Here is a 22,587-nt window from a genome sequence, read left to right as displayed (position 1 = left end):
AGGCAATGAGGGGCAGCGCTGACCTTTCCGATTGAATTGATCAAAATCAATTCTTGCTGGTCTGACCAAGCGTCTGTCCTTCCATTAGCCTTTCAGCCTCCACCATCACCTCTCCCGGCTCAACACGGTCCCCAGGCGCAGACAGAAGCGTCGATGCGTACGGCCCGCGCGGGCCGGTCAGGCCGGGCTCGGTGGCCAGGAACACCGCGACCGTCGGCAGGCCGAAGGCGCTGGCGAGGTGGGTAAGGCCGGTGTCAGCGCCGATGACGAAGGCCGATCGGCCGATGATCGCCGCAATGACGGCGAGCGGCGATTTCGGCACCAGCACGGTCTGCGGAACAGCCTTGGCGATCGCTTCGGCCACAACCTTTTCCGGCTCGTTCGACCAGGTGACGACCGGCGTCATCTGCCTGTCGACCACCAGCCGGGCGGTTTCGATCCAGTCCGCCACCGGCCATTTCTTGTCCTCGCGGCTGGTGCCGTGCAGCAGAACGGCGGTTTTGCCGCTGACCCCAGTCAGGCCGTCGGCCGGCGGCACGATGCCGGAGCCGAGTTCGGAAAGATCGGGCTGGTAGTCGAGCGCCATCCCGAAGAGCCGCCTTGTACGCTCGATAGCGTGCAGGTCGCGCGGCACGGCGTAGCGGCGGTCGTAGAACCAGGTAGTCGACGGTTCACGTGCGCTCGAGCGGTCGAAGCCGGCGATCGGAGCCGCAGCCTGCTTCGCCACCAGGGCCGACTTCAGCAAGCCCTGTGCGTCGATGACAAGGTCGTAGCGACAGGCCCGCAAGGCACGGCGCAGGTTTGTGGCCTCGCGCCAAGTGTCGCTGTCGAAGAGCCGCTTGCGCCAGCGCCGGATAGCTACGGTGTGGATTTTCCCGATCGCGGGATGCAGGCCAACAATGCCGGCAAAAGCCTCCTCCACGCACCAGTCGAATGACACGTCCGGGCGATGGCGGCGGGCATCCTCGACGGCCGGAAACGTATGGATGACATCGCCCATCGAGGAGGTCTTGACGATCAGCACCTTCATGCGGCGGCCGGTATTTCCAGCAAGCGGTCAGCCGCCGCGACAACCTGTCCGACTTCAAGCGTCTTCAGGCAATTGAGATGGCCGAGCGGGCAGATCTTCTGGTGGCAGGGCGAGCACGACAGGCCGAGCCAGACCAGTTCGGAGCGTTCCGCCAGCGGCGGCGTATTTTTGGGCGATGTCGAGCCATAGATGGCGACGACCGGCGTGCCGACGGCGGCGGCGACATGCATCAGGCCGCTGTCGTTGGACACTGCGAGCTTGGCAGCTGATATCAGGTCGATGGCGTCCTCCAGCCGCGTCTTGCCGGCCAGATCGACAGCGCCTGGCGCCAAGGCGGCGATTTCGCCAGTTACGTCGGCGTCGTTCTTCGAGCCGAACAGCGCCACCTTCAGGCCTTTGGCCATCATCTCGCGGGCGAGGCCGGCATAGCTTTCGCTCGGCCAACGCTTGGCAGGTCCGAACTCGGCGCCGGGCATCAGTGCCACGAATTTCTCCGCCTTCAGCCCGAAGCGTTCGAGCAGGGCCGCCTGGTTGCCCGCGTCCACGGTGAGCCTGGGCGCCTGGAACGTTCCGCCCCTGGCAAGACTGAAATAGGCCTGCGCCGTACGCCGCTTCACCGCGGCGGGCAGCGGCACGATGTCGGTGAGCAGGCCGTAGCGCATTTCCCTGAGGTTGCCGACGCGGCGCGGGATGCGGGCAAAGAACGGGATCAGCGCCGATTTCCAGCTGCCCGGCAGGACATAGGCCATGTCGTAGCGGCCGCGCAGCAGGCGGCCGAAACGCCGGCGGATGCGGAATTCGAGCGCGCCGGGTTTCAGCGGAAAGTCGATCTGCTGGCGGATTTCGGGCATGCGCTTGACCAAAGGTGCTGCCCAGGCCGGTGCCAGCACGTCGATGGCGGCGTTCGGATATTGTTGCTTCAGCGCCGAGAACAGGCACTGCGCCATCACCATATCACCCACCCAGCGTGGGCCGATCACGAGGATCGTTGGGCTTTCAGCCATTCGACATAGTCTCTGACGCCGGTTTCGACGGTGCGGAATTGGCCATTGTAGCCGGCTGCGCGCAAGCGGGACATATCAGCTTGCGTAAAACTCTGGTAGCTGCCCTTGAGATGGTCGGGAAATTCGATGAACTCGATCTCGCCCTTGCCCAGCGTGTCGATCACCGTTTCGGCAATGGCGCGGAACGGCTGGGCGCGGCCGGTGCCGCAATTGAAGATGCCGCTCGAGCCCCGCTTCCACAGCCACAAATTGACGTCGGCGACATCGCCGACATGGATGAAGTCGCGGCTCTGCTCGCCGGGTCCGAACCCGCCATAGGCGCCGAACAGTTTTGGGTTCTGTCCCCGCTCGACCTGATTGAACAGATGGAAGGCGACCGAGGCCATGGCGCCCTTGTGCGCCTCGCGCGGTCCGTAGACGTTGAAATAGCGCAGCCCCGCCACCGGCGAATGATCGGTGTCGAAGACGGTGCGCCGGACATAGTCGTCGAAGAGTTTCTTGGAATAGGCGTAGACGTTGAGCGGCCGCTCATATTGCGGCTCCTCGCGAAACTCGGCGCCGCCGCCATAGACCGAAGCCGAGGACGCGTAGAGGAAGGGGACGCGCAGCGCCAGGCACGCATGCAGCAGCCGCTTCGAATAGGCGTAGTTCACGTCCATCATGAACTTGCCGTTCCACTCGGTGGTGGTCGAGCAGGCGCCTTGGTGGAAGACGGCCTCGATGCGGCCGAGCCCGCCATCTTCGAGGCGGGCGAGGAAATCGTCCTTGTCGAGATAGTCGGCGATCTGCAAGTCGGCGAGGTTAGCGATCTTGTGGCCGTCGGTGAGGTCGTCGACGACGAGGATGTCGTCATGACCTTCGGCATTGAGCGCGGCGACGATGTTCGAGCCGATCATGCCGGCGGCGCCCGTGACGATGATCATGTTGCTGGCCCTGGTTTCGCTTGCCGATTCCGGCCTTATAAGGGAGGTGTGCCGGCCTGTCGATAAAGCAGGCAGGCATGACGAGCGCTCGCCACAGTGGCGCCGCAAAGCTCCCGCTTCAGTCGGCTCGTGCCGCCCGGCGCATAATGAGGGACAAGGCAATGCCGTCGACCGAACTGCTTATCGCCTTTTTCGCCACCACGGCGATCTTTGCCTATATCCCCGGTCCGGCCATGCTCTATGCCGCGGCGCAGACCATGGCGCGCGGGCGCTGGTCCGGGCTGACGGCGGCGCTCGGCATCCATCTCGGCGGCTATGTGCATGTCATTGCCGCTGCTGCCGGCCTGTCCGTGCTGTTCCACGCCGTGCCGCCGCTCTACATGGCGGTCAAGCTCATCGGCGCGCTCTATCTGATCTGGCTCGGCGTTTCGCTGTTTCGCGCCAGGGCGCAAGGCGATGCGGCGTTGCCGCTCATCGACCGGAAATCGGCACGCCGCGCCTTCTTCGAGAGCGTCACCGTCGAGGTGCTCAATCCGAAGACCGCGATCTTCTTCATGGCGTTCCTGCCGCAGTTCATCGATGCCTCGGCCGCGTTTCCGGTGTGGCTGCAATTCGTCGTGCTTGGGACGATCGTCAATTTGATGTTTTCCTCTGCCGATATCATGTGCGTGTTCCTGGCCGGTGCGATGATTGCGCGGCTGCGGCGTTCAGGCCGCGCGCAGCGCATGATGCAGCGGGCGGGCGGCGCCGTGCTGGTCGGGCTGGGCGTGCATGTCGCCCTGCAGAAGAGTTGACCCATCAGCCATACTTGACCGTGACCCGGCCGCCGTTGCGCTGGCTCGAATTGCGGTATATCGGCTTCGCCATGAACGACCGGCCCTGCCGATCGAACTCCGGAACGTTTTCAAAACAGGCTTTTCCCGCGCGTTGCCCGTAACATGATCAAGCACAATCCGCCTTCTCCCGAACCGCTGCACCGCGCCATCGCGCGCTTTGGTGACGTCACCGTTCTGGTGGTCGGCGACTTCATCCTCGACCGTTTCGTCAGCGGCGTCATCGAGCGCATCTCGCCCGAGGCGCCGATTCCGGTGCTGCACGGGCGCGGCGAGATGCTGGCGATGGGCGGTGCGGGCAATGTCGTCGCCAACATCGTTTCGCTGGGTGCCGCAGCGATCCCGGTCTCGGTTATCGGCACCGACGTGGCCGGCGACAATCTGATGCGGATTCTGGGCGAGCTTGGCACCGATACCGGCGGCCTAGCGCAGGACCGCGACCGCATGACTTCGTCGAAGAGCCGCTTCAGCGCGCTCAACCAGCAGGTGCTGCGCTTCGACGAGGAGGAAGTGAAGCCGCTGGCGGCCAGCGAGCGGGCGACGCTGGTTGGGCATTTCCGTGCCGCACTTGCGCGGGCCGACATCGTCATCCTGTCCGACTATGGCAAGGGCATGCTGCTCGACGGCGTCGCCGGCGAACTGATCTCGATCTGCCGCGATGCGGGAAAGCCGGTTCTGGTCGACCCGAAGGGCCGCGACTATGCGCGCTATGCCGGCGCGACCGCGATCACGCCCAACCGCAAGGAACTCGGCGAGGCCGTCGGCCACGCGGTGTTTGCCGATGACGAGATCGTCACCGCCGCGCGGGAGTTGATCGCCGCACACGATTTTGACTTCGTCGTGGCGACTCGCAGTGAAAAGGGCATGAGTGTCATCGGCCCTGACGATGCCCGCCACATCGCCACGCAGGCGCGGGAAGTCTTCGACGTTTCGGGCGCCGGCGATACCGTCATTGCGACGTTTGCGCTGGCACTCGCCGCGGGCGCCGATCGTGTGATGGCCGCCTCCATCGCCAATGCCGCGGGCGGTGTGGTGGTCGGCAAGCGCGGCACCGCGCGGCTGACGGTCGAGGAACTCACCGGCGCGCTGTTTCGGTCGCACGGACCGACCGCCCACAAGGATGCCATCCTTGATGCCACATCGGCCGCACGCATGGTCGCGGCGTGGAAGGATGAGGGCCTGAGCGTCGGTTTCACCAATGGCTGCTTCGACATCCTGCATGCCGGCCATGTCAGCCTGCTGCATGCGGCGCGCAGCCAGTGCGACCGGCTGGTGCTCGGTCTCAACAGCGATGCCTCGGTGCGGCGGCTGAAGGGCCCGGGACGCCCGGTCAACGACCAGCACGACCGCGCCTGCGTGCTCGCCGCCCTTGCCTCGGTCGATGCTGTCGTCGTTTTCGAGGAGGACACGCCGCTGGCGCTGATCGAGGCCTTGCTGCCCGACATACTGGTCAAGGGCGCCGACTACACGGTCGACACCGTGGTTGGCGCCGACGTCGTGCAGAAGGCGGGCGGGCGCGTGGTGTTGGTCGATCTCGTCGCCGGCAAGAGCACCACCGGCACCATCGGCAGACTGCGCGCTACCACAAACTGAGGGTATCATGTCCGAACTGAACGATTACCTGGTCCGCTCGGCGGCCGCGATCTCGGCGATGGCCGAGCGCGACCTGACGGGCGAGATGGAGCGGGCGGTGAGTGCTGTTGTCACAGCGCTTTCGCAAGGCAAGGCCTTGCTGATTTGTGGCAATGGCGGCTCGGCCAGCGATGCCATCCATATCGCCGGCGAACTGGTCGGCCGCTTCCTGAAGGAGCGCAAGGCCTACAATGTCATCGCGTTGCCGGCCAACGCGGCGGTGCTGACCGCCTGGGGCAATGACTACGGCTTCGACACGGTGTTTTCGCGCCAGGTCGAGGCGCACGGGTCGGCCGGTGCGGTGCTGCTCGCCATCTCGACCAGCGGCAATTCGCCGAGCATCCTTGCCGCCGCCGAGCAGGCGCGCAAGATGGGCATGACGGTGGTCAGCATGACCGGCGACACTGGCGGCAAGCTGAAGCCGCTGACCGACATCCTGCTCAACGTGCCCTCGACCTCGACGCCGATCATCCAGCAGGGGCATCTTTGCCTCTACCACCATCTGTGCGCGGTCGTCGAAGCCCGTCTCAGCGATGGCTGACAAGGCTGCCGTCGAGACTTCGCCGCACCCGCTCGTCGAGCCGGGGCTATGGATCGAGCGGATCGGCGGCACGGTCTTTCCTGCCAACAGGCCAGCGCTGTTCCTCGACCGCGACGGTACCATCAACGTCGATACCGGCTATCCCGACGACCCGGCCGACATCGTGCTGCGCGACAACATCGCGCCTGCCATTGCGGCCGCCAATCGGGCCAACATCCCTGTGGTGGTGGTAACCAACCAGTCCGGCATCGCCCGCGGTTATTCCGGTTGGGATGAGTTCGCCGCGGTCAATGGCCGTGTGCTCGACCTGTTGCGGGACAGGAGTGCATTCGTCGGCATGGTTCTCGCCTGCGCCTACCACGACGCAGGCACCGGGCTGCTGACGGTCGCCAGCCATCCGATGCGCAAGCCCAATCCGGGCATGCTGTTCGAGGCAGCGAAACGTCTCGAACTCGATCTCCGGCGCTCGCTGATCGTCGGCGACAAACAGGCGGACATGGAGGCGGGACAGCGCGCCGGCCTGTCGAGCGGCTGGCTGATCGATGGTGATGCCTCCGAGCAGGCAGGGTTCAAGGTTTCGCCGCTGCGCGACCGCGAAGATCTGGACGGATTGCTGGCCGCAATAGAGGCACTCTGAAGCGCTTCCCGCAAATTCAGGAACCGGCGCTACGCTGCTGGTTTTCCGTGATTTTCAGATTGTCGGATACCACCGGACGAGGTTATCGATCAGGCCGGAAACGCCACCAGGCCCTCATCCTTGACCCGGCGAATGGTGAGCGCCGTGCGCACCGTGTCGACATTCGGCGCCGAGGCCAGCTCCTCGATGACGAAGGTCTGGAACGTGCCGAGGTCGCTTGCCACGCAATGCAGCAGGAAATCGGATTCGCCCGAAACCATCCAGGCGTCGCGCACGATGGGCCAGCCGCGCGTGCGCTCGGCGAAGGTCTTGAGCTCGGCGTCTGCCTGGTGATGCAGGCCGATGAGGCAGAAGGCGACGACATCCATGCCGAGCGCCGGCGCGTTGAGCAAAGCGCGGTAGCCACGGATGATGCCGGTTTCTTCCAGCCGCCGGACGCGGCGCAGGCAGGGCGGAGCCGAAATGCCGACACGGCTCGACAGTTCGACATTGGTCATGCGTCCGTCGTTTTGAAGTTCGCGCAGGATTTTCCAGTCGATGGCGTCGAGGTCGGCTTTGAGCGGCATTGTCGGCTTTCCCCGCGCGCAAGAATCTTTCGTGATTTCTAATTAGACTCCGGGATGCATTCCATCCCTCTGCCGACGATTTTTGATCCGGACACGGATATTGCCGGATATGCCGGCGCCGAAGCTTTCCGGGGACGAAGGCCAACTTGCCTTGCTGGCGTCACGGGCAGCACTTACATTACGCGCGACATCAGGCGTGATTTCCATGCCGCAATCCCTGGCTGCCCTCCACAGAGGCTTTTCATGACCACCAAACACGCGCCTGTTCTCATCATCGGTTCCGGACCCGCCGGCTATACGGCGGCGATCTATGCCGCCCGTGCCATGCTGAAACCCATGCTGGTCGCCGGCCTGCAGCAGGGCGGTCAGCTGATGATCACCACCGATGTCGAAAACTATCCGGGCTTTGGCGATCCGATCCAGGGCCCGTGGCTGATGGAACAGATGCTGAAGCAGGCCGAGCATGTCGGCACCGACATCATCAACGACATCATCACCGAGGTCGACCTCAATGTGCGGCCGTTTCGCGCCAAGGGCGATTCCGGCACCACCTACACCGCCGATGCGCTGATCATCGCCACCGGCGCGCAGGCCAAATGGCTGGGTATCCCGACCGAACAGACCTTCATGGGCTTCGGCGTGTCGGCCTGCGCCACATGCGACGGCTTCTTCTATCGCGGCAAGGACGTCGCGGTGATCGGCGGCGGCAATTCGGCGGTCGAGGAGGCGCTCTATCTCTCCAACCTGGCGAAGAGCGTGACGGTCATTCACCGGCGCGGCGATTTCCGCGCCGAGCGCATCCTGCGCGAGCGGCTGTTCAAGAAGGAAAACGTGCGCATCATCTGGGACACGATCGTCGACGAGATCACCGGCCAGCCCGGCAAGGCGCCGCTGCCGCCTTCGGTAGAAGGGCTGAAGCTGCGCAACATCGCAACCGGCGAGGTGACGCAGCTGAAGGTCGATGGTGTGTTCGTGGCGATCGGCCATGCGCCGGCGGTCGAGCTGTTCGTCGGCAAGCTGAAGCAGAAGCCCAATGGCTATCTGTGGACGGCACCGGACTCGACCCGCACCGACGTGCCCGGCGTGTTCGCGGCGGGCGACGTTACCGATGACATCTACCGCCAGGCGGTGACGGCTGCCGGGCTCGGCTGCATGGCCGCGCTCGAGGCGGAAAAGTATCTCGCCGGTATCGAGGTTCACCGCGAGGCGGCGGAGTAACGTAGCGACTTGAGAAAGTCGTTTAAAAGCCTGATTTTTCATTCAGACGCCAAAACAGAGCGAGGGGAATCATGGCGCTGGACTGGGACAAGCTACGCGTGTTTCACGCTGCGGCGGAGGCGGGGTCGTTCACCCATGCCGCCGAGACACTGCACCTGTCGCAATCGGCGATCTCGCGGCAGGTCAGCGCGTTGGAGCACGACGTCGGCGTGCCGCTGTTCAACCGTCACGCCCGTGGCCTGGTGCTGACCGAACAGGGCGAGATGCTGTTCCGCACCGCGCATGACGTGCTGATGAAGCTGGAGACGATCAAGTCGCGGCTGACCGAAGCCAAGGACCGGCCGTCCGGCGTGCTTCGGGTCACGACCACGGTGGGGCTGGGTGCCGGCTGGCTGACCGAACGCGTGCAGGAGTTCATCGAGCTCTATCCCGAGATCAGCCTGCAGCTGATCCTCGCCAATGAGGAACTCGACCTCACCATGCGTCAGGCCGATTGCGCCATCCGGCTGCGCCAGCCGCAGCAGCCGGATCTCATCCAGCGCCGGCTGTTCACCGTGCATTTCCATCTCTATGCCTCGCCGGCCTATGTCGCCAAGCACGGTCAACCGGCCTCGGTTGCCGAACTGAGGACGCATCGCATCGTCACCTTCGGCGTGCCGGTGCCGTCGCATCTGTCGGAGCTGAACTGGCTGGAGACCGTCGGCGATTTCGAAGGCGGGCAAAGGGTGCCGACGCTGCAGATCAACGACATATTGTCGATCAAGCGCGCCGTGCAGGGCGGCGCCGGCATCGCCATGCTGCCCGACTACGTGATCAACAAGGACTCAGGCCTGGTGCAGTTGCTGCCGGAGACCGAAGTGCCGTCCTTCGACACATACTTCGCCTATCCGGATGCGATGAAGAACCAGGCGAAGCTTCATGTGTTCCGCGATTTCATCATCGCCAAGGCGCGCAGTTGGTCCTTCTGAGGGGTAGGCCTACATTCAGGTGATGCCGGCCTGACCTGAATCTCGACATACCCTGAGACAACGCGGCTCACCCCCGCCAAGGCGTCAGGCGAGGCAGCCAGCCGGGGACGGCCCGGCGATAGGCTTCGTATTCCGCGCCATAGCGGCGGGCGAGCGTCGGCTCCTCGTAGAACCTGACGAACGAGACCATGGCCGCGGCGGCGACGATGCCGTAGCCGAAGACGGCCCAGCTCGAAAACAGCAGCGCCTGGCCGAGGATGATCGAGAGCACGGCCACATACATCGGGTTGCGGACATGGCGGTAGATGCCGCCGACGACCAGTCTTTCAGTCGGCGCCACCGGTGCTGGTGTGCCCAGCCCCTCGAGCGCGAAGCGGGCAAAGGAATGGAGCAGCAGGGCCACCGCCGCGAGGATCAGGATCCAGCCGGCCGGGACCAAGCCCGGCAGCGTCGACAGCGGCAAACGATAGCGATCGGTCAGCACCCATGGCATCACGCCCGCGACGACACCGGGTGCCGCAATGAAGAACAATGCGCTGCCGGCGATTGCCTGAATTGTGCGCATCACGAAATCCTGCCGTAGAATTGAACGGACACTGCCCGATTCCGCATCATCGGGCGGTTTCTGTGTTTGGGTGGCAAAATCGGGCTGGTTCGGCGTTCCGCAACGGGTTTGGCCGCGAAACCTTCGTCAATTTCCGGCGATTTTCCTGGTCCTATCGTGCCTGGGAATGGGTTGGACCACAGCCTGCGTCTTTTTGCATGCGTGTGTTGCAAAATAGATGCTTGTTTCTTGGGCATGATGAGCACATATATAGATCATCTCCTGGGCGCGTTCTCCTCCCATTAGCGCCCTCGAGTGTTCCCCTCTGGAGGTTAGCCCTAACAGGCACTTCCAATCAAATTCAGCCGGATCTTTATTGATCCGGCTTTTTTGTTGCCCGAAGTCCACTGACCTCGAAAAAAGTCGATCGGCATTGCCACGTAACAGTGACATGTAACCTCGGGTAACATGGCGCAGACGCGCTCCATCGATTAAGCAGATCATAGGACGCGGTTGGCTCGTCCGGGAGATGGGGGCATCACTCGGACGGACCGGGCTCAGGCGGCTACCGCGTCCGAACCATTTTTATCCGTCAGCCATCGGCAGAGCGATGCGGCGGACCTGCCGTTTGCCTCCCAGGAGACGGTCCGCAATAGACGGCGTCCGGAAACCCGGGCGCCGTTTTTGCTTTCTCACGCAGCCTTGCCGCTGGTGTTCATCGCCTCGTCGGCCAGACGTCCGGTGAGTTCGGCCATATGGTCGAACACGGCGCGATAGCTGGCCACGCCCGCCGTTGCCGAGCGCAGTTCGATGATCAGATCGCCGATCTCCGCCTGCGGCATGGTCGCCTCGACGACGTCCCATCCCGGCCAGTCGGGCCGAGCGTCATAGCCGAGGATCTGGCCACGCCGCTGCGGGATGAGAGCAATGATCTTCGAGGTCGCTTCGGACGGCGTGACGATCTCGACCTTCATCACCGGCTCGAGCAATACCGGCGAGCAGGCGGCCATGCCTTCCTTCATCGCCAGCTTGGCGGCCATCTGGAAGGCCATGTCCGAGGAATCGACGGCATGGTAGGAGCCGTCGGACAGGTTGACGGCGACGTCGACCACCGGGAAGCCGAGCGGGCCGGACTTCAGATAATCGCGGATGCCCGTCTCGACCGACTGGATGTAGGTCTTCGGCACGACGCCGCCGGTGATGGTGTCGGTGAACTGGAAACCCGAGCCGCGCGGCAGCGGCTTGATCTCGATCACCACATCGCCGAACTGGCCGTGGCCGCCTGACTGCTTCTTGTGGCGTCCACGCTGCTGCGCCGATTTGCGGATCGTCTCGCGGTAGGGCACGGCCGGTGTGTGGCCCTCGACCGGGATCTGGTTCTTGCCTTCGAGGCGCTCGCGCACGACACGCAGATGCATCTCGCCATGCCCCGACAGCACGGTCTCGGCGGAATCCTGGTTGTGGCGCAGGCTGAGCGAGGGATCCTCCTCCGCAAGACGCTGGATGGCCGCCGACATCTTGACCTCGTCCTTGCGTTCCTTCGGCCGCAGCGCGAAAGCGAAGACCGGTTGCGGTGGCGCCAGCGTGGCCAGCGGTTTGATGCCGCCTTTGCCCGAACTCAGCGTTTCGCCGGTCTTGACGGTGTCGAGCTTGCCGAGCGCGACGGTGTCGCCTGCCTTGGCGATGGCGAGCTTGGACTGGTCCTTGCCGAGCATCTTGTAGATGCCGGACACTTTTGCCGTTTCGCCGCCTGACAGGAAGAGTTCGGCGGCGTCGGCGACCTGGCCGGAGAGCACGCGCGAGACCGACAGCTTGCCGCCATGCGCCGTATGGATGGTCTTCATCACCTGGACCACCGTCTGATTGCCGTCGGGGGCGCCCAGGCGTTTGCGCGTCGCCTCGACGTCGGGCGCATCGTGACGGATCGCCTTCAGCAGACGCAGCACGCCATTGCCCTTCTCGGCGGTGCCGATGAGCACCGGCGTCACTATGCCTTCACGCAGGTCGGCGGCGAGGTCGTCGAAGATTTCGTCCTTCGGCGGTTCGATCTCCTCGAGCAGCTGCTCCATGAGCTGGTCGTCGTGGTCGGCGAGTGTCTCCAGCATGGAGAAGCGCGCCTCAAGCTCACGCGCCTTGTCGTCGCCCGGGATGTCGGCGACCTCGCTTTCGGCATACTCGCGATAGATGTAGGCGCGCTCCAAGGCCAGATCGATCGAGCCGATGACGACGCTGTCCTTGCGCAGCGGAATCTGACGCAGCAGCAGCGGCACCGAGCTTGCCGGCTGCAGCATCTTCAGCGTGTCGCGCACGCCCGCGATCGCCTTGTCGACCTTGTTCAGGAACAGGATGCGCGGCACGCCGAGATCGTCGAGCTTGCGCATGATGAGCTGCAGGGCGGGAATCTTCTTTTCGTCGGCTTCGGCGACGACGACGGCGACGTCGCAGGCGGCGAGCACAGGCTCGGCCTCGAAAGAGAATTCGATGGAGCCGGGACAGTCGACGAAGGTAAGCTGCTCGCCCATGAATTCGGTCGTGGCGAAGGTCGCCTCGACGCTCATGGCGTGAGCGCGCGCCTCGGGCGAATGATCGGAAACGGTGCTTCCCGACGAAACGGGATTCTGGCGGGGAATGGCGCCCGTGCGGGCGAGTATGGCTTCGAGAAGTGTCGTTTTACCGCTTGCGAAGGGACCGACTATGGCAATGCATTTCGGTCCCGTGCGTCGTCCTCCGGCGCGAGTACCCATGGCTGACCTCCACTCAGGCGTTTCCCTGGGAGCGGCGGCCGGCCTGTACGGCCGTCGCGGGCGGGGGTTCTTTTCGTTTCGCCACCTGCCCGATAGCATCGTCCCACGGGTTCGCGGGGAGGGCAAGGAAAATAGGAAATTCGCCGGCTTGGTTGTCTCAGGCGGTGCGGGCGAGCGATCCGGTGCGCGCGGCAAGCAGGGCGCCGGCCTTGTCGCGCGGTCCCGGCCTGCCGAAGAAGTAACCCTGGAAGCGGTTGCTGCCGGCGGCCCTGGCGAGGGTGAATTCTTCTTCCGTCTCGATGCCTTCGGCAACGATGGTGACATGCTGGATACGCGCGATCTGCGCCAGCGCAGAAACGAAGATCTGGGCGACCTGATCGTGGGTTGGCATCGTCGCCGACGCGGTCCGTTCAACCGGCCTGGCTTCGGCGCTGCCTCACCAGGGCGCCATCCGCGCTCTGCGCCTCGACCGCGTCGGCAAAGCGCGACAGCATCGGATTGAACAGGTCCGGCCGCTCCCAGAAGGGGGCGTGTCCGACACCGGGGACGACATGGCAATGTTCCCACAGAGCGCCGTAGTGCAGCGCCTCGAAGTAACTGAGCCGGACAAACGGATCATTTTCACCGTTGACGATCGCAACCGGGAATGCGGCCTGCTCGACCACCTGCCTCTGGTCGGCGCCGTCGCCGCTCATCATGCTGCGCGTCACCGTGGCGCGCAGCCTGCCGTCCGTGCGCAGTATGGTCTGACGGAAGGACGGATCGGCGCTGTCGCCGAAGCACAATGCCTCGAAACGCTCGGCATCGCGCTCCGAGTAGATTTTCTTGGAGGCGAGCAGCATGTCCCAATGCGCATGGAAGCCGCGCAGCATGCCGAACAGCCCCTTGGACACAGGCGGGGCGCCGGTCAGCATCAGTCCGCGGATTGCCGGATGGAAACCCGCGAACTCCATGGCGACGTGGCCACCGAGCGACCAGCCGAAAACGATGGCACGCCTGATGGCCAGTCGGTCGAGGAGTTCACCCGTCGACCGGGCCAGGCCGGCGATCGTGTAGGCTGTTGCCGGGTCGTGAGCGTCAGACGATCCGCCATGACCGGGAAGGTCGAAGGCGATCAGCCTGTGGGCATCGGCGAGCGGGCTGTCGAACTGCCTGGCGAACACGGCGCGCGAGCTGCCCGAGCCATGGATCATCAGGATCGGCATGCCAAGGCCCGACGATTCGCTGAGGCGCAAATCGGCCTGTGATGTGCGGATCATGCGCTCGGCAACGGCCATGCTGGATTGAACCTCCGGATTGCGTGGCCGGCAACATCGCACAGCGGGGTCTACACCGCCTTTAAGTTTCTGGTTAAGAAAGGATTTATAAGCGGCGACCGTTTATAGTGGCCGAATCCTAACGATGGGGGGTGGTGATGGAACGCGGGCTCGATCTTCTTCTCTCGATCAGCAGCATTGCAACGGTCGGCCAGTATCTCTGGTCGATGCGTGCCCATTTCCAGGCGACGACAATGTCTGCCGGCGCGAGGGTGATTTCAGCGGTCGTGGCCGCGACGGCACTGTTCTTTCTGGCGATACTCTGGATCCTGCCGCAGCCGCCGCTAGCGTTGATCGCCGGGCTGGCGATCCAGTTGGTCAGCTCTGCCCTGTTCTGGTGGGCGATCTCGACGTCGCGCAAGGCGCGGCTGCGCTTTGCCTTTGCCGAGGACAATCCCCATAGCCTGGTGACCGACGGTCCGTTCGGCTATATCCGCCATCCGTTCTACACATCCTACATCATCTTCTGGATCGGATGGGGCATCGCCACCTGGTCGATCCTGGCGGTGGTGCCGGTTGCCGGGATAATCGTGATCTATGTGATCGCGGCTCTGGACGAAGAGAAGAAGTTTTCGCGCACCGAACTGGCCGACGCCTATGCGGCCCATCGCAAGCGAGCCGGCCTGTTCTGGCCGCGGCTGGGGTAGCGCTGCCGCAATTATCCGTGCGTGCCGCTTGCTGGACGGTGTCGAGGAGGCGGTTGCGCAACAGCCGATATCGGACGAGAGTGCCGCTCGCTTCCATGATCGGCGCCACCGGATCGACGATTGCCGCGCCGTCAGCTTGAGGATCAGTACCATGAAGATTATTGCCTGCGGCAGCGTGCCGACCATTATCGCTCCGGACAAATACTTCACCGGCCGCGTGCTGCAGACACCGATCATCGAGAAGGAAGCGCCGGCCCGGCTCAGGGCCACCCTGGTCAGCTTCGAGCCTGGCGCACGCACCTTCTGGCACACACACCCGCTTGGCCAAACGCTCTATGTCACATCCGGCGCCGGACGCGCGCAGACTTGGGGCGGCCCGATCCAGGAGATCAAAGCCGGCGACGTCATCTCGTTCGATCCCGGCGAAAAGCACTGGCATGGCGCCGGCGCGCAAACGGCGATGACGCATATCGCCATGCAGGAGGCGCTCGACGGCGTCCATGCGGACTGGCTGGAACAGGTCACCGACGAGCAGGTTGGCGATTGATATCTTGTTGTTTTGAAACAAAAAACCCGGCCGTCCGCGGCCGGGTTTTTCTTGGCAACAACACTATGCCCAATCAGGTCAGTGAGGCAGTGAAACGCTGGATGCGGGTGCAGGCCTCTTCAAGCAGGGCCTCCGAGGTGGCGTAGGAGATGCGGAAGTTCGGGCCGAGGCCGAAGGCCGAGCCGAACACCACCGCCACGCCCTCGGCGTCCAGCAGCTCCGAGCAGAAGGTCTCGTCGGTGTCGATCACCTTGCCGGCCTTCGTCGTCTTGCCGATCAACTGCGCACAGGACGGATAGACATAGAAGGCGCCTTCCGGCGACGGGCATGTGATGCCGCGCGCCTGGTTGAGCATCGAGACGACAAGGTCGCGCCGGCCCTGGAAGATCGCCTTGTTTTTGGCGATGAAATCCTGCGGGCCGTTCAACGCCTCGACCGACGCCCATTGCGCGATGGTGCAGGCGCCTGAGGTCTGCTGGCCCTGGATCATGTCCATCGCCTTGATCAGTGCTACCGGGCCCGCCGCGTAGCCGATGCGCCAGCCGGTCATGGCATAGGCTTTCGACACGCCGTTCATGGTCAGCGTGCGCTCGTAGAGCTTCGGCTCGACCTCGACGATGGTCTTGAAGACGAAGTCGCCATAGGTCAGGTGCTCGTACATGTCGTCGGTCAGCGTCCAGACATGCGGATGCTTCAACAACACGTCGGCCAGAGCGCGCAGTTCGGCTTCCGTGTAGGCGGCGCCCGACGGGTTCGACGGCGAGTTCATCAAGAGCCATTTGGTCTTCGGCGTGATCGCCTTTTCCAGCACGTCCGCCGTCAGCTTGAAGCCGTTGTCGATCGAGGTGTCGGCAAAGGTCGACGTGCCGCCGCAGATCGCCACCATTTCGGGGTAGCTGACCCAGTAGGGGCGGGGGATGATGACCTCGTCGCCGGGGTTCAGCGTCGCCATGAAGGCATTGAACAGGATCTGCTTGCCGCCGGTGCCGACGATGGTCTGCTCCGGCCGGTAGTCGAGATTGTTCTCGCGCTTGAACTTCTTGGCGATCGCCTCGCGTAGCGGCGCGATGCCGGAGACCGGCGGATATTTCGTCTCGCCGCGGCGGATCGCCTCGATCGCCGCATTCTTGATGTTGTCGGGCGTATCGAAATCCGGCTCGCCGGCGCCCAGCCCGATCACGTCGCGGCCGGCATTTTTCAGCTCGCGCGCTTTCTGCGTCACCGCGATTGTCGCGGAAGGCTTTACGCGGGAAAGGGCGTCGGCAAGAAAGGCCATGACCAGATATCTCCAGGGACGATCGGCGCGGCCAGGAGCGGCCGCGGCGCTTCTCTTGTCGCATCATGCCGCCAAGCGCAAGCATTGTCGGATGAACCAGACCTCAAATCCGCGGCAACAATAAATTCATCAACGGCCGGTAGAACCTTGGACGGCAGGATCGCAACCCATATTCCGCCAGTCTTGCGGAGCGAGGAACCGTGTCGCGTAGCATCGGGCTTGCCCACATCATCCGTCACGATGACGGCACCTCCAGCGGTGTCTGGGGCATCTATACGCTGCAGAGCGCCTTCCAGCCGATCTTCGCCTTCAAGGAAGGCAAGTTGTCGGTCGTCGCATTCGAGGGACTTATCCGGCCGTTTCGTGACGGCGAGCCGCAGGCGCCGATGGGCTTTTTCAGCACCTGTCCGGCAGCCGACCGCCTGCACATCGAGGCGCTGACCAGGACACTGCATCTCCTCAATGCCGGTGCCTGCCTGCCGGAAGAGGCATCGATCTTCATCAATTTCGACCCGTCGGTGTTCAGCGACCGCGCCATTGCCGACATGGCGCTGCGCGATATGAGGCTGGTGCTGCACGAGGCAGGCATCGATCCGCGCCGCATCGTCTGCGAGGTCACCGAGCAGAAGTCGGCATCGCAGGAAACCCTCTACAGCTTCGTCGAGGCGCTGAGGGCCAACGGCTTTCGCATCGCGGTCGACGACTACGGCGCCGACGATTCCGACATCAACCGCATCAAGGAGCTCAGGCCCGATATCGTCAAGTTCGACGCGCACTGGATCACGCAGTTGATGGAGTCCGGCGCCGGCTTTGCGCTGTTGACCGCCATGGTGACGAGCTTCGAACAGCAAGGCATCCGCACGGTATTCGAAGGCATCGAGGAAGGCTGGCAGCTCGAGTTGGCGGAAAAGTCCGGCGCTTCGATGGTGCAGGGCTTCGTGTTGGCGCGGCCGGAGCTTGCACCGACCAGTTTTCGTGGTTTCGGCAAGGACGTACAGGCGCAGGCGACAGACAGCAGGGCCAAGGCACCCGCCAGCCCGGCCGTGACGCCCTCGGGTCGGCCAGCGAGGGTGTTTGGGCGCAAGGTGGCGCCATGAGCGCGCGGCCGGACAGGCGGCGCGATGCCGCCGACGCGATCTTTGCCGACGAGGTCGGTATCGAATATGGCGTCTACGGCGCCTTCCGGCTGAGAAGCGCCTATCAGCCGATCTTCACGCCGCGCAGCGGAACGCTGACGGCGGTCGCCGTCGAAGGGCTGATCGAGCCGCATCGCGCCGGCAGGCCGGTTGCCCCGCCGGTGTTCTTCGATGGCATTGCGGCGGCGGATCGCCTGTTCGTCGAGACGATGTGCCGGATGTTGCATCTGAGGAACTTCCGCAACATCGGCGTCGAAGGGCTCGACCTGTTCTTCAACTACAATCCGCTGGTCAATGACCATCTCGGACGCGCGCTGGCCGAAATCCGGCTGATGACCAGGCATCTCGGCGACTTCGACCTCCATCCGGGCATGCTGGTCTGCGAGATCACCGAGCAGGCGGCCGATGACAAGGTGCTTGTCAGCCTGGTCCATGAAATGCGCCGCCACGGCATCCGCATCGCCATTGACGATTTCGGCACCAGGCACTCGACGGAGGAGCGGATTGCGCTGCTTTCGCCCGATATCGTCAAGATCGACGGTACATGGTTTGCGCAATTCTGCCGCCATGCCGCCGCCGAACGCTTCTTCCGGCCGCTTGTCTCGATGCTGCACGATCGCGGCGCCAAGGTGCTGGTCGAAGGGATCGAGCAATCGGTGCATCTGCGGGTGGCGCTCGACGGCGGCGTCGACCTGCTGCAGGGATTCCACCTCGCTCGGCCGGCGCTGGCCGGCACGATCTTCAACGAAGAGCCGCTTTCCATCGAGGCGCTGCTCGGCATGGACAACAAGGTCGTGCCGTTGCATCAGCGGCGCTGATGGGAACGCCAAAACAAATCACTGGATGATCTCCTCCGCGTCGCGATAGAGCCTTGCAGCGGGCTGAACGCGCGAGGGAGCGGCGATGATACTCTACGGAATGATCGACAGCGGCAATTGCTACAAGCCACGCCTGCTGATGGCCAAGCTCGGCATCGCCTTTGCCAATGTCGAGGTGAGTTCGCACACCGGCGACACCCGCAAGGCCGACTATGTCGCCAAAAACCCGAACGCCATGGTGCCGCTGCTCGAGCTCGACGACGGCAGGCGGCTCGCCGAATCCAACGCCATCCTGCTTTATCTTGCCGAAGGCACGCGCTTCCTGCCGGCCGACCGCTACCAGCGGGGGCTTGCTTATCAGTGGCTGTTCTTCGAGCAGTACAGCCACGAGCCTTACATCGCCGTGCGCAAGGCGCTGCTGACCTTCCCTGAAAGAGCTAGTGATGCGACGCCGGAGCGGCTGGCGCTGACGCTGGAGCGCGGCAACAAGGCGCTCGGCGTGATGAACCGGCATCTGCAGGAAAACAACTTCTTCGCGGGCAGCGCGTTCAGCGTCGCCGACATTGCGCTCTATGCCTATACGCACACGGCCGAGATGGGTGGCTTCCAGCTCGATGCCTATCCGGCAGTGTCCGCCTGGCTTGCCCGAGTGGAGGCGGATCCGGCGCATGTGCCGATGGAATGGCTGCCCTGATTTGTTGGTGTGCGTTGCCGATTTTGCAAAGCAACGTCGACGACTGGCGAAATGTTCGGCGAGGGCGTTCTTCTCCCCGTCACTATATACGGGGAGAAGGAGCAGCACCGCCGGTTTCGCCAATTGTCGGCGTCTGAAATTCAGACAAATAAAAAGGCGGGATAAAATCCCGCCTTCCCATTCCGGTAGCCTGATCGGGAGCGTTGGGGCCGGGCCGGCAGCAATCCGCTGCTTCGGCTTGTCGGGTCCCTTCCGCTCCGGCGCGCTTCTCGCGCGACCGTCAGTACATCCGTGACTTGCCGCGCGCCCCGAACCTTCGTCCGGCGCGCGCTATCGCCAAATCAGGCTGCCTTGCTCAGAGATCCAGCAGCGGACTTGCCGGTGCGGCGGTCCTGCTCGATCTCGAAGTTGATCTTCTGGCCTTCGACCAGGGTCGACAGTCCAGCGCGCTCGACAGCGGAGATGTGGACGAAAACGTCCGCGCCGCCCGCGTCAGGCTGAATGAAGCCGAAGCCCTTGGTGGCGTTGAACCACTTGACCGTACCAGTTGCCATTTCGATAGTCCTTCACATTTGCTTTAGTTTGACCGGACCGAGGTCCAGCCGGTGGTATCGAGATTTTGGAGATAGACGTCAGCAAACGCGAAGATCGCGAGGCCCGATCGATCGGCCGAAATATCAATGGGAGCCATATAGGCTGTTTCCGCGTCGAAAACAAGACTGTGTGAGAAGGGCGTGATTGCGGCATTGCCCAACGGCCGCCCCAATCGCGTGGAAGCGTGGCGATTGGATCGCGTGCCTTTGGAGGCTGGGCATCGTGCTTTCCCGAAAAATCGATTGCGATTTTCGGGCCGATGCGGCGGGCGCCGATCGGGTTTCGGAGAGGGCCATGAAAACGATTCTGCTTGCCGCCTGCCTGACGCTGGTGGCCGCCGGGGCGCAGGCGGCTTCGCGCCATGATCCGACACGCATGAGCTGCGGCAAGGTGCAGGCGACGATCGCGCGCCAGGGCGCGGTCATCCTGCGTTACCAGTCGGCGCGCGTGCCGGGCCTGCCGCTCTACAATCGCTATGTGCAGAGTGAGCGCTTCTGCGACATCGGTGAGATCAGGGCTCGCGCCTACGTGCCAAGCGCCGACACGAAATCCTGCCCGGTCTATATCTGCAAGCGGCCGGATTTCGACCGCCACTTCCGCCGCCGCATCCTCAAGCACAACTAAGGCAGCTTGTATCAGAACCCGAACGAAGCCTGCGCGACCGGCGGCGGGCCGACCCGCACGCCTTCCATGGCCAGCATCTTTTCCTTGGTGGCCGAGCCGCCGGGCGCCGAAAAGCCGCCGATCTTGCCGCCGGCGGCAAGGATGCGGTGGCACGGGATGACCAGCGGCACCGGATTGGCGCCAAGCGCCGCCCCGGTTTCGCGGGGCAAGCCGGCATGGCCGGCGCGCTTGGCCAATTCGCCATAGGTGGTGGTTTCGCCGTAGCCGAGTTTTCGTGCCGCGTCATAGATGGCGAGGCGGAAATCGTCGATGCCGGCGAGATCGACCGGCACGCCGGAGAAATCGACGTCCTCGCCCGTGGCATAGGCCTTGATCGAGGCGATCAGCCCGACGACCCAGCGTGGCTGTTCACCCGATGCAGCAACACCGGGGTGGCGCAGCAGCCGGCGTTCCACCGTGTCGCGGTTGCGCTCCGGCAGGCAGAGCCGCATCAGGCCCGCCTCGCTCCAGGCGATGCCCATGAAGCCGAGCACGGTTTCGAAGACCGCATGGCCGGCGGTGTGAGAGGTGGTTCCCATGACATGCTCCTTCCGTGGATGGGAGGGAATTCAGTACAAATCAGGAACAATATGGCAGTTCCCGGTCGCTCCGACCACCCGAAAACCTTCTGCTGGCCCGGATTGCCGGAGGAAAAGCGCTGGTGTAAGGACTTCTTAACAACCCGATGAACCGGACCCGTGCGCGGCTTGCCAGCAAAATTCATCTTTTCTGCGATCGGCGTGCTCATCGCCGCGGCCGGCCTGAGCGGCTGCACCTCGACGTCGCAGATGAAGGTGGCGCCGGCGCTTGCCGCGGCCGCCACCCCAGCCGTCGAGGATGACAGCCCGACACTGGCATTGCCCGACACGGTAGCGGTGCTGCCGGAATCGTCCGGCCTGGTCCCGGTGCAGACGGCGGCGCTGACCGGCGATGCTGTCGCAGCGACGCCAGGAGAGCCCTTGCCACCACCGGCGCAGCCGGCAGCCTTTGCCGGGCCGACGCCGCTGGCCGCCCAGCCCGCGGTGATGGCCGGAACCTCTCCGACCAGCCCCGGTTCGGTCGAGCCGGCGCCTGTTTATGCAACGGCAGCGATGGCCATGCCGGTCACCGGACAGACGGTCAAGACAGCCGCTATGCCCGGCGTCCAGCAGGTCGCCTATGTCGTGCCTGAGAACCCGGCCCTGCTTGCCCCGGCCGGCCCACCGGTCGAGCACGCGACAGGCCCCCGCGGCGAGATCGAGCGGCTGATCGAGAAATATTCCGCGCTCTACCAGGTGCCGGTCGACCTGGTGCGCCATGTCGTCAACCGCGAGAGCACCTTCAACCCGAAGGCCTATAATCGCGGCCATTGGGGGCTGATGCAGATCAAGCACGCCACGGCGCGCGGCATGGGCTATCTTGGGCCGGCAGCCGGCCTGTTCGATGCCGAGACCAATCTGAAATACGCGGTCAAGTATCTGCGCGGTGCCTGGCTGGTGTCGGGCGGCAATGCCAAGCGCGCCGACCAACTCTACCAGAGCGGCTATTATTACGACGCCAAGCGCGAGGGCCTGCTCGAGGCGACCGGCCTCGGCACCGACCGCACGCGGCGGCGCTTGCCGCCCGATGCCTGAGCACGATGCCTGAACCGCGTCCGCCGGCACCAGACGACATCCGGCTGCGCAAGATCCTCGACGACACGCTGCTGCCACCGCGCTGGCCCGAAGGCTTTGTCATGCGCGGCTTCGCGGCGCCCGATGCGGTGCCGCTGCACGCCCTGCTGACGGAAGTCTTCGATGATGGCGCCGACGGGCCGTTCGAGGAATGGTGGCCACGAATTTCCGATGATGCGGAGTTCGACCCGGCCTTGTGTTTCCTCGTCATCGACGGCAAGGGGCGGCTGGCGGCTGCCGCACTTTGCTGGGCAACGGCCTTCGTGAAAGACCTCGCCGTCCATCCCGAGGCACGCGGCCTGGGCATCGGCGAGGCGTTGATGCGGCACGCCTTCCTCGCCTTCCGCGACCGGGGCGCCTCTCATGTCGACCTGAAGACCAACACGGTGGAGAATGCCGCCGCTGTCAGGCTCTACGAGCGGCTGGGCATGATACCGGTCGCCTGGGAAGGTTAAGTTCCCGTTTACCAAGATTTTGGCGCTGTCTTGTCATCGCGACGCTTCGTGGTGGGAAGCATGGCGGCTTTGTGAACCGCTTCACAGCGTCCGGCAAAAAGTAACTGCTAATAGATTTTCGTCACGCAGTGCATCTGACCAAATATTTT

24 protein-coding genes and 1 pseudogene are annotated in these 22,587 nt (G+C 64.0%); 14 read left to right on the top strand and 11 right to left on the bottom strand.

The window, feature by feature from the left end:
• Positions 1-46: 46 nt before the first annotated feature.
• Genes waaC through rfaD form a run of 3 tightly spaced genes read right to left on the bottom strand, consistent with a single transcriptional unit; the run spans position 47 to position 2,957 of the window.
• A complete protein-coding gene (gene waaC, locus ACFX5Q_RS17480; protein ID WP_404279957.1) occupies positions 47-1,030 on the bottom strand; it encodes a lipopolysaccharide heptosyltransferase I in 984 nt (327 codons plus the stop codon).
• The gene (gene waaF / locus ACFX5Q_RS17475) at positions 1,027-2,034 is read right to left on the bottom strand and encodes a lipopolysaccharide heptosyltransferase II (protein WP_404279955.1); all 1,008 of its coding nucleotides are present in this window, start codon (positions 2,032-2,034) and stop codon (positions 1,027-1,029) included. Before waaF ends, waaC begins: the two co-directional genes overlap by 4 nt.
• A complete protein-coding gene (gene rfaD, locus ACFX5Q_RS17470; RefSeq protein WP_404279953.1) occupies positions 2,007-2,957 on the bottom strand; it encodes an ADP-glyceromanno-heptose 6-epimerase in 951 nt (316 codons plus the stop codon). Before rfaD ends, waaF begins: the two co-directional genes overlap by 28 nt.
• 161 nt (positions 2,958-3,118) lie before the next feature.
• Between rfaD and ACFX5Q_RS17465 the strand changes: the two genes are divergently transcribed.
• The 4 genes from ACFX5Q_RS17465 (at position 3,119) to ACFX5Q_RS17450 (ending at position 6,600) form a co-directional block, all read left to right on the top strand.
• On the top strand, positions 3,119-3,751 hold the full coding sequence (locus tag ACFX5Q_RS17465; protein WP_404279951.1) for a LysE family translocator: 633 nt from the start codon (positions 3,119-3,121) through the stop codon (positions 3,749-3,751).
• Positions 3,752-3,895: 144 nt separating this feature from the next.
• Complete coding sequence (gene rfaE1, locus ACFX5Q_RS17460; protein WP_404279949.1) at positions 3,896-5,383, top strand: D-glycero-beta-D-manno-heptose-7-phosphate kinase; 1,488 nt, start codon at positions 3,896-3,898, stop codon at positions 5,381-5,383.
• Positions 5,384-5,390: 7 nt separating this feature from the next.
• Entirely contained in the window at positions 5,391-5,963 is a 573-nt protein-coding gene (locus ACFX5Q_RS17455) for an SIS domain-containing protein (RefSeq protein WP_006202479.1), read from the top strand.
• Positions 5,956-6,600, top strand: coding sequence for an HAD-IIIA family hydrolase (locus ACFX5Q_RS17450; protein ID WP_404279946.1), 645 nt, complete (start codon positions 5,956-5,958; stop codon positions 6,598-6,600). The genes ACFX5Q_RS17455 and ACFX5Q_RS17450 overlap by 8 nt, the downstream gene beginning before the upstream one ends.
• 89 nt (positions 6,601-6,689) lie before the next feature.
• Here the strand turns inward: ACFX5Q_RS17450 and ACFX5Q_RS17445 are convergent, their stop codons facing one another.
• A complete protein-coding gene (locus tag ACFX5Q_RS17445; protein ID WP_006202477.1) occupies positions 6,690-7,166 on the bottom strand; it encodes an Lrp/AsnC family transcriptional regulator in 477 nt (158 codons plus the stop codon).
• A gap of 243 nt (positions 7,167-7,409) precedes the next feature.
• Between ACFX5Q_RS17445 and trxB the strand changes: the two genes are divergently transcribed.
• A complete protein-coding gene (gene trxB / locus ACFX5Q_RS17440) occupies positions 7,410-8,384 on the top strand; it encodes a thioredoxin-disulfide reductase (RefSeq protein ID WP_404279944.1) in 975 nt (324 codons plus the stop codon).
• A 71-nt stretch (positions 8,385-8,455) separates the two neighbouring features.
• The gene (locus ACFX5Q_RS17435; protein WP_006202475.1) at positions 8,456-9,352 is read left to right on the top strand and encodes a LysR family transcriptional regulator; all 897 of its coding nucleotides are present in this window, start codon (positions 8,456-8,458) and stop codon (positions 9,350-9,352) included.
• 67 nt (positions 9,353-9,419) lie between these two features.
• Here ACFX5Q_RS17435 and ACFX5Q_RS17430 read toward each other — a convergent pair whose 3' ends face one another.
• From ACFX5Q_RS17430 to ACFX5Q_RS17415, 4 genes and pseudogenes are all read right to left on the bottom strand, one after another.
• The gene (locus ACFX5Q_RS17430) at positions 9,420-9,917 is read right to left on the bottom strand and encodes a methyltransferase family protein (protein ID WP_404279941.1); all 498 of its coding nucleotides are present in this window, start codon (positions 9,915-9,917) and stop codon (positions 9,420-9,422) included.
• Between the two features lie 671 nt (positions 9,918-10,588).
• On the bottom strand, positions 10,589-12,640 hold the full coding sequence (locus tag ACFX5Q_RS17425) for an elongation factor G (protein ID WP_404279940.1): 2,052 nt from the start codon (positions 12,638-12,640) through the stop codon (positions 10,589-10,591).
• Between the two features lie 157 nt (positions 12,641-12,797).
• Positions 12,798-13,022 (bottom strand): annotated as a pseudogene (locus ACFX5Q_RS17420) (EAL domain-containing protein); the annotation flags it as partial.
• Between the two features lie 28 nt (positions 13,023-13,050).
• Entirely contained in the window at positions 13,051-13,917 is an 867-nt protein-coding gene (locus tag ACFX5Q_RS17415) for an alpha/beta fold hydrolase (protein WP_404279938.1), read from the bottom strand.
• Positions 13,918-14,054: 137 nt separating this feature from the next.
• Between ACFX5Q_RS17415 and ACFX5Q_RS17410 the strand changes: the two genes are divergently transcribed.
• Positions 14,055-14,603, top strand: coding sequence for an isoprenylcysteine carboxylmethyltransferase family protein (locus ACFX5Q_RS17410; protein ID WP_246801245.1), 549 nt, complete (start codon positions 14,055-14,057; stop codon positions 14,601-14,603).
• Positions 14,604-14,754: 151 nt separating this feature from the next.
• Positions 14,755-15,150: a cupin domain-containing protein gene (locus ACFX5Q_RS17405; RefSeq protein WP_404279935.1), complete on the top strand. Its 396-nt coding sequence runs from the start codon at positions 14,755-14,757 to the stop codon at positions 15,148-15,150.
• A gap of 73 nt (positions 15,151-15,223) precedes the next feature.
• Here the strand turns inward: ACFX5Q_RS17405 and ACFX5Q_RS17400 are convergent, their stop codons facing one another.
• Positions 15,224-16,426 carry a pyridoxal phosphate-dependent aminotransferase gene (locus ACFX5Q_RS17400; RefSeq protein ID WP_404279934.1) on the bottom strand — a complete coding sequence of 401 codons (1,203 nt, stop codon included), beginning with the start codon at positions 16,424-16,426 and terminating at the stop codon, positions 15,224-15,226.
• A 200-nt stretch (positions 16,427-16,626) separates the two neighbouring features.
• On the opposite strand from ACFX5Q_RS17400, the gene ACFX5Q_RS17395 reads away from it, so the two are divergent.
• The 3 genes from ACFX5Q_RS17395 (at position 16,627) to ACFX5Q_RS17385 (ending at position 19,074) form a co-directional block, all read left to right on the top strand.
• On the top strand, positions 16,627-17,523 hold the full coding sequence (locus ACFX5Q_RS17395) for an EAL domain-containing protein (RefSeq protein ID WP_404279932.1): 897 nt from the start codon (positions 16,627-16,629) through the stop codon (positions 17,521-17,523).
• The gene (locus ACFX5Q_RS17390) at positions 17,520-18,380 is read left to right on the top strand and encodes an EAL domain-containing protein (RefSeq protein WP_404279930.1); all 861 of its coding nucleotides are present in this window, start codon (positions 17,520-17,522) and stop codon (positions 18,378-18,380) included. Before ACFX5Q_RS17395 ends, ACFX5Q_RS17390 begins: the two co-directional genes overlap by 4 nt.
• Before the next feature lie 85 nt (positions 18,381-18,465).
• On the top strand, positions 18,466-19,074 hold the full coding sequence (locus ACFX5Q_RS17385) for a glutathione S-transferase family protein (protein WP_404279928.1): 609 nt from the start codon (positions 18,466-18,468) through the stop codon (positions 19,072-19,074).
• 341 nt (positions 19,075-19,415) lie between these two features.
• Here ACFX5Q_RS17385 and ACFX5Q_RS17380 read toward each other — a convergent pair whose 3' ends face one another.
• Positions 19,416-19,628, bottom strand: coding sequence for a cold-shock protein (locus ACFX5Q_RS17380; RefSeq protein ID WP_006202464.1), 213 nt, complete (start codon positions 19,626-19,628; stop codon positions 19,416-19,418).
• A 334-nt stretch (positions 19,629-19,962) separates the two neighbouring features.
• On the opposite strand from ACFX5Q_RS17380, the gene ACFX5Q_RS17375 reads away from it, so the two are divergent.
• Entirely contained in the window at positions 19,963-20,292 is a 330-nt protein-coding gene (locus ACFX5Q_RS17375; RefSeq protein ID WP_404279925.1) for a hypothetical protein, read from the top strand.
• Positions 20,293-20,303: 11 nt separating this feature from the next.
• On the opposite strand, the gene ACFX5Q_RS17370 is transcribed toward ACFX5Q_RS17375, so the two are convergent.
• Positions 20,304-20,870 carry a methylated-DNA--[protein]-cysteine S-methyltransferase gene (locus ACFX5Q_RS17370; protein ID WP_404279923.1) on the bottom strand — a complete coding sequence of 189 codons (567 nt, stop codon included), beginning with the start codon at positions 20,868-20,870 and terminating at the stop codon, positions 20,304-20,306.
• Positions 20,871-21,038: 168 nt separating this feature from the next.
• Here ACFX5Q_RS17370 and ACFX5Q_RS17365 point away from each other — a divergent pair, with 168 nt between their 5' ends.
• A complete protein-coding gene (locus ACFX5Q_RS17365) occupies positions 21,039-21,944 on the top strand; it encodes a transglycosylase SLT domain-containing protein (protein WP_404279922.1) in 906 nt (301 codons plus the stop codon).
• Between the two features lie 5 nt (positions 21,945-21,949).
• Positions 21,950-22,438, top strand: coding sequence for a GNAT family N-acetyltransferase (locus tag ACFX5Q_RS17360; protein WP_404279920.1), 489 nt, complete (start codon positions 21,950-21,952; stop codon positions 22,436-22,438).
• The last annotated feature ends 149 nt before the right edge of the window (positions 22,439-22,587 follow it).

The sequence above is a fragment of the Mesorhizobium sp. IMUNJ 23033 genome (genome assembly GCF_044778005.1).
In the GTDB taxonomy this organism is placed as follows: domain Bacteria; phylum Pseudomonadota; class Alphaproteobacteria; order Rhizobiales; family Rhizobiaceae; genus Mesorhizobium; species Mesorhizobium amorphae_A.
This window is presented reverse-complemented; position numbering and strand designations above follow the sequence as displayed.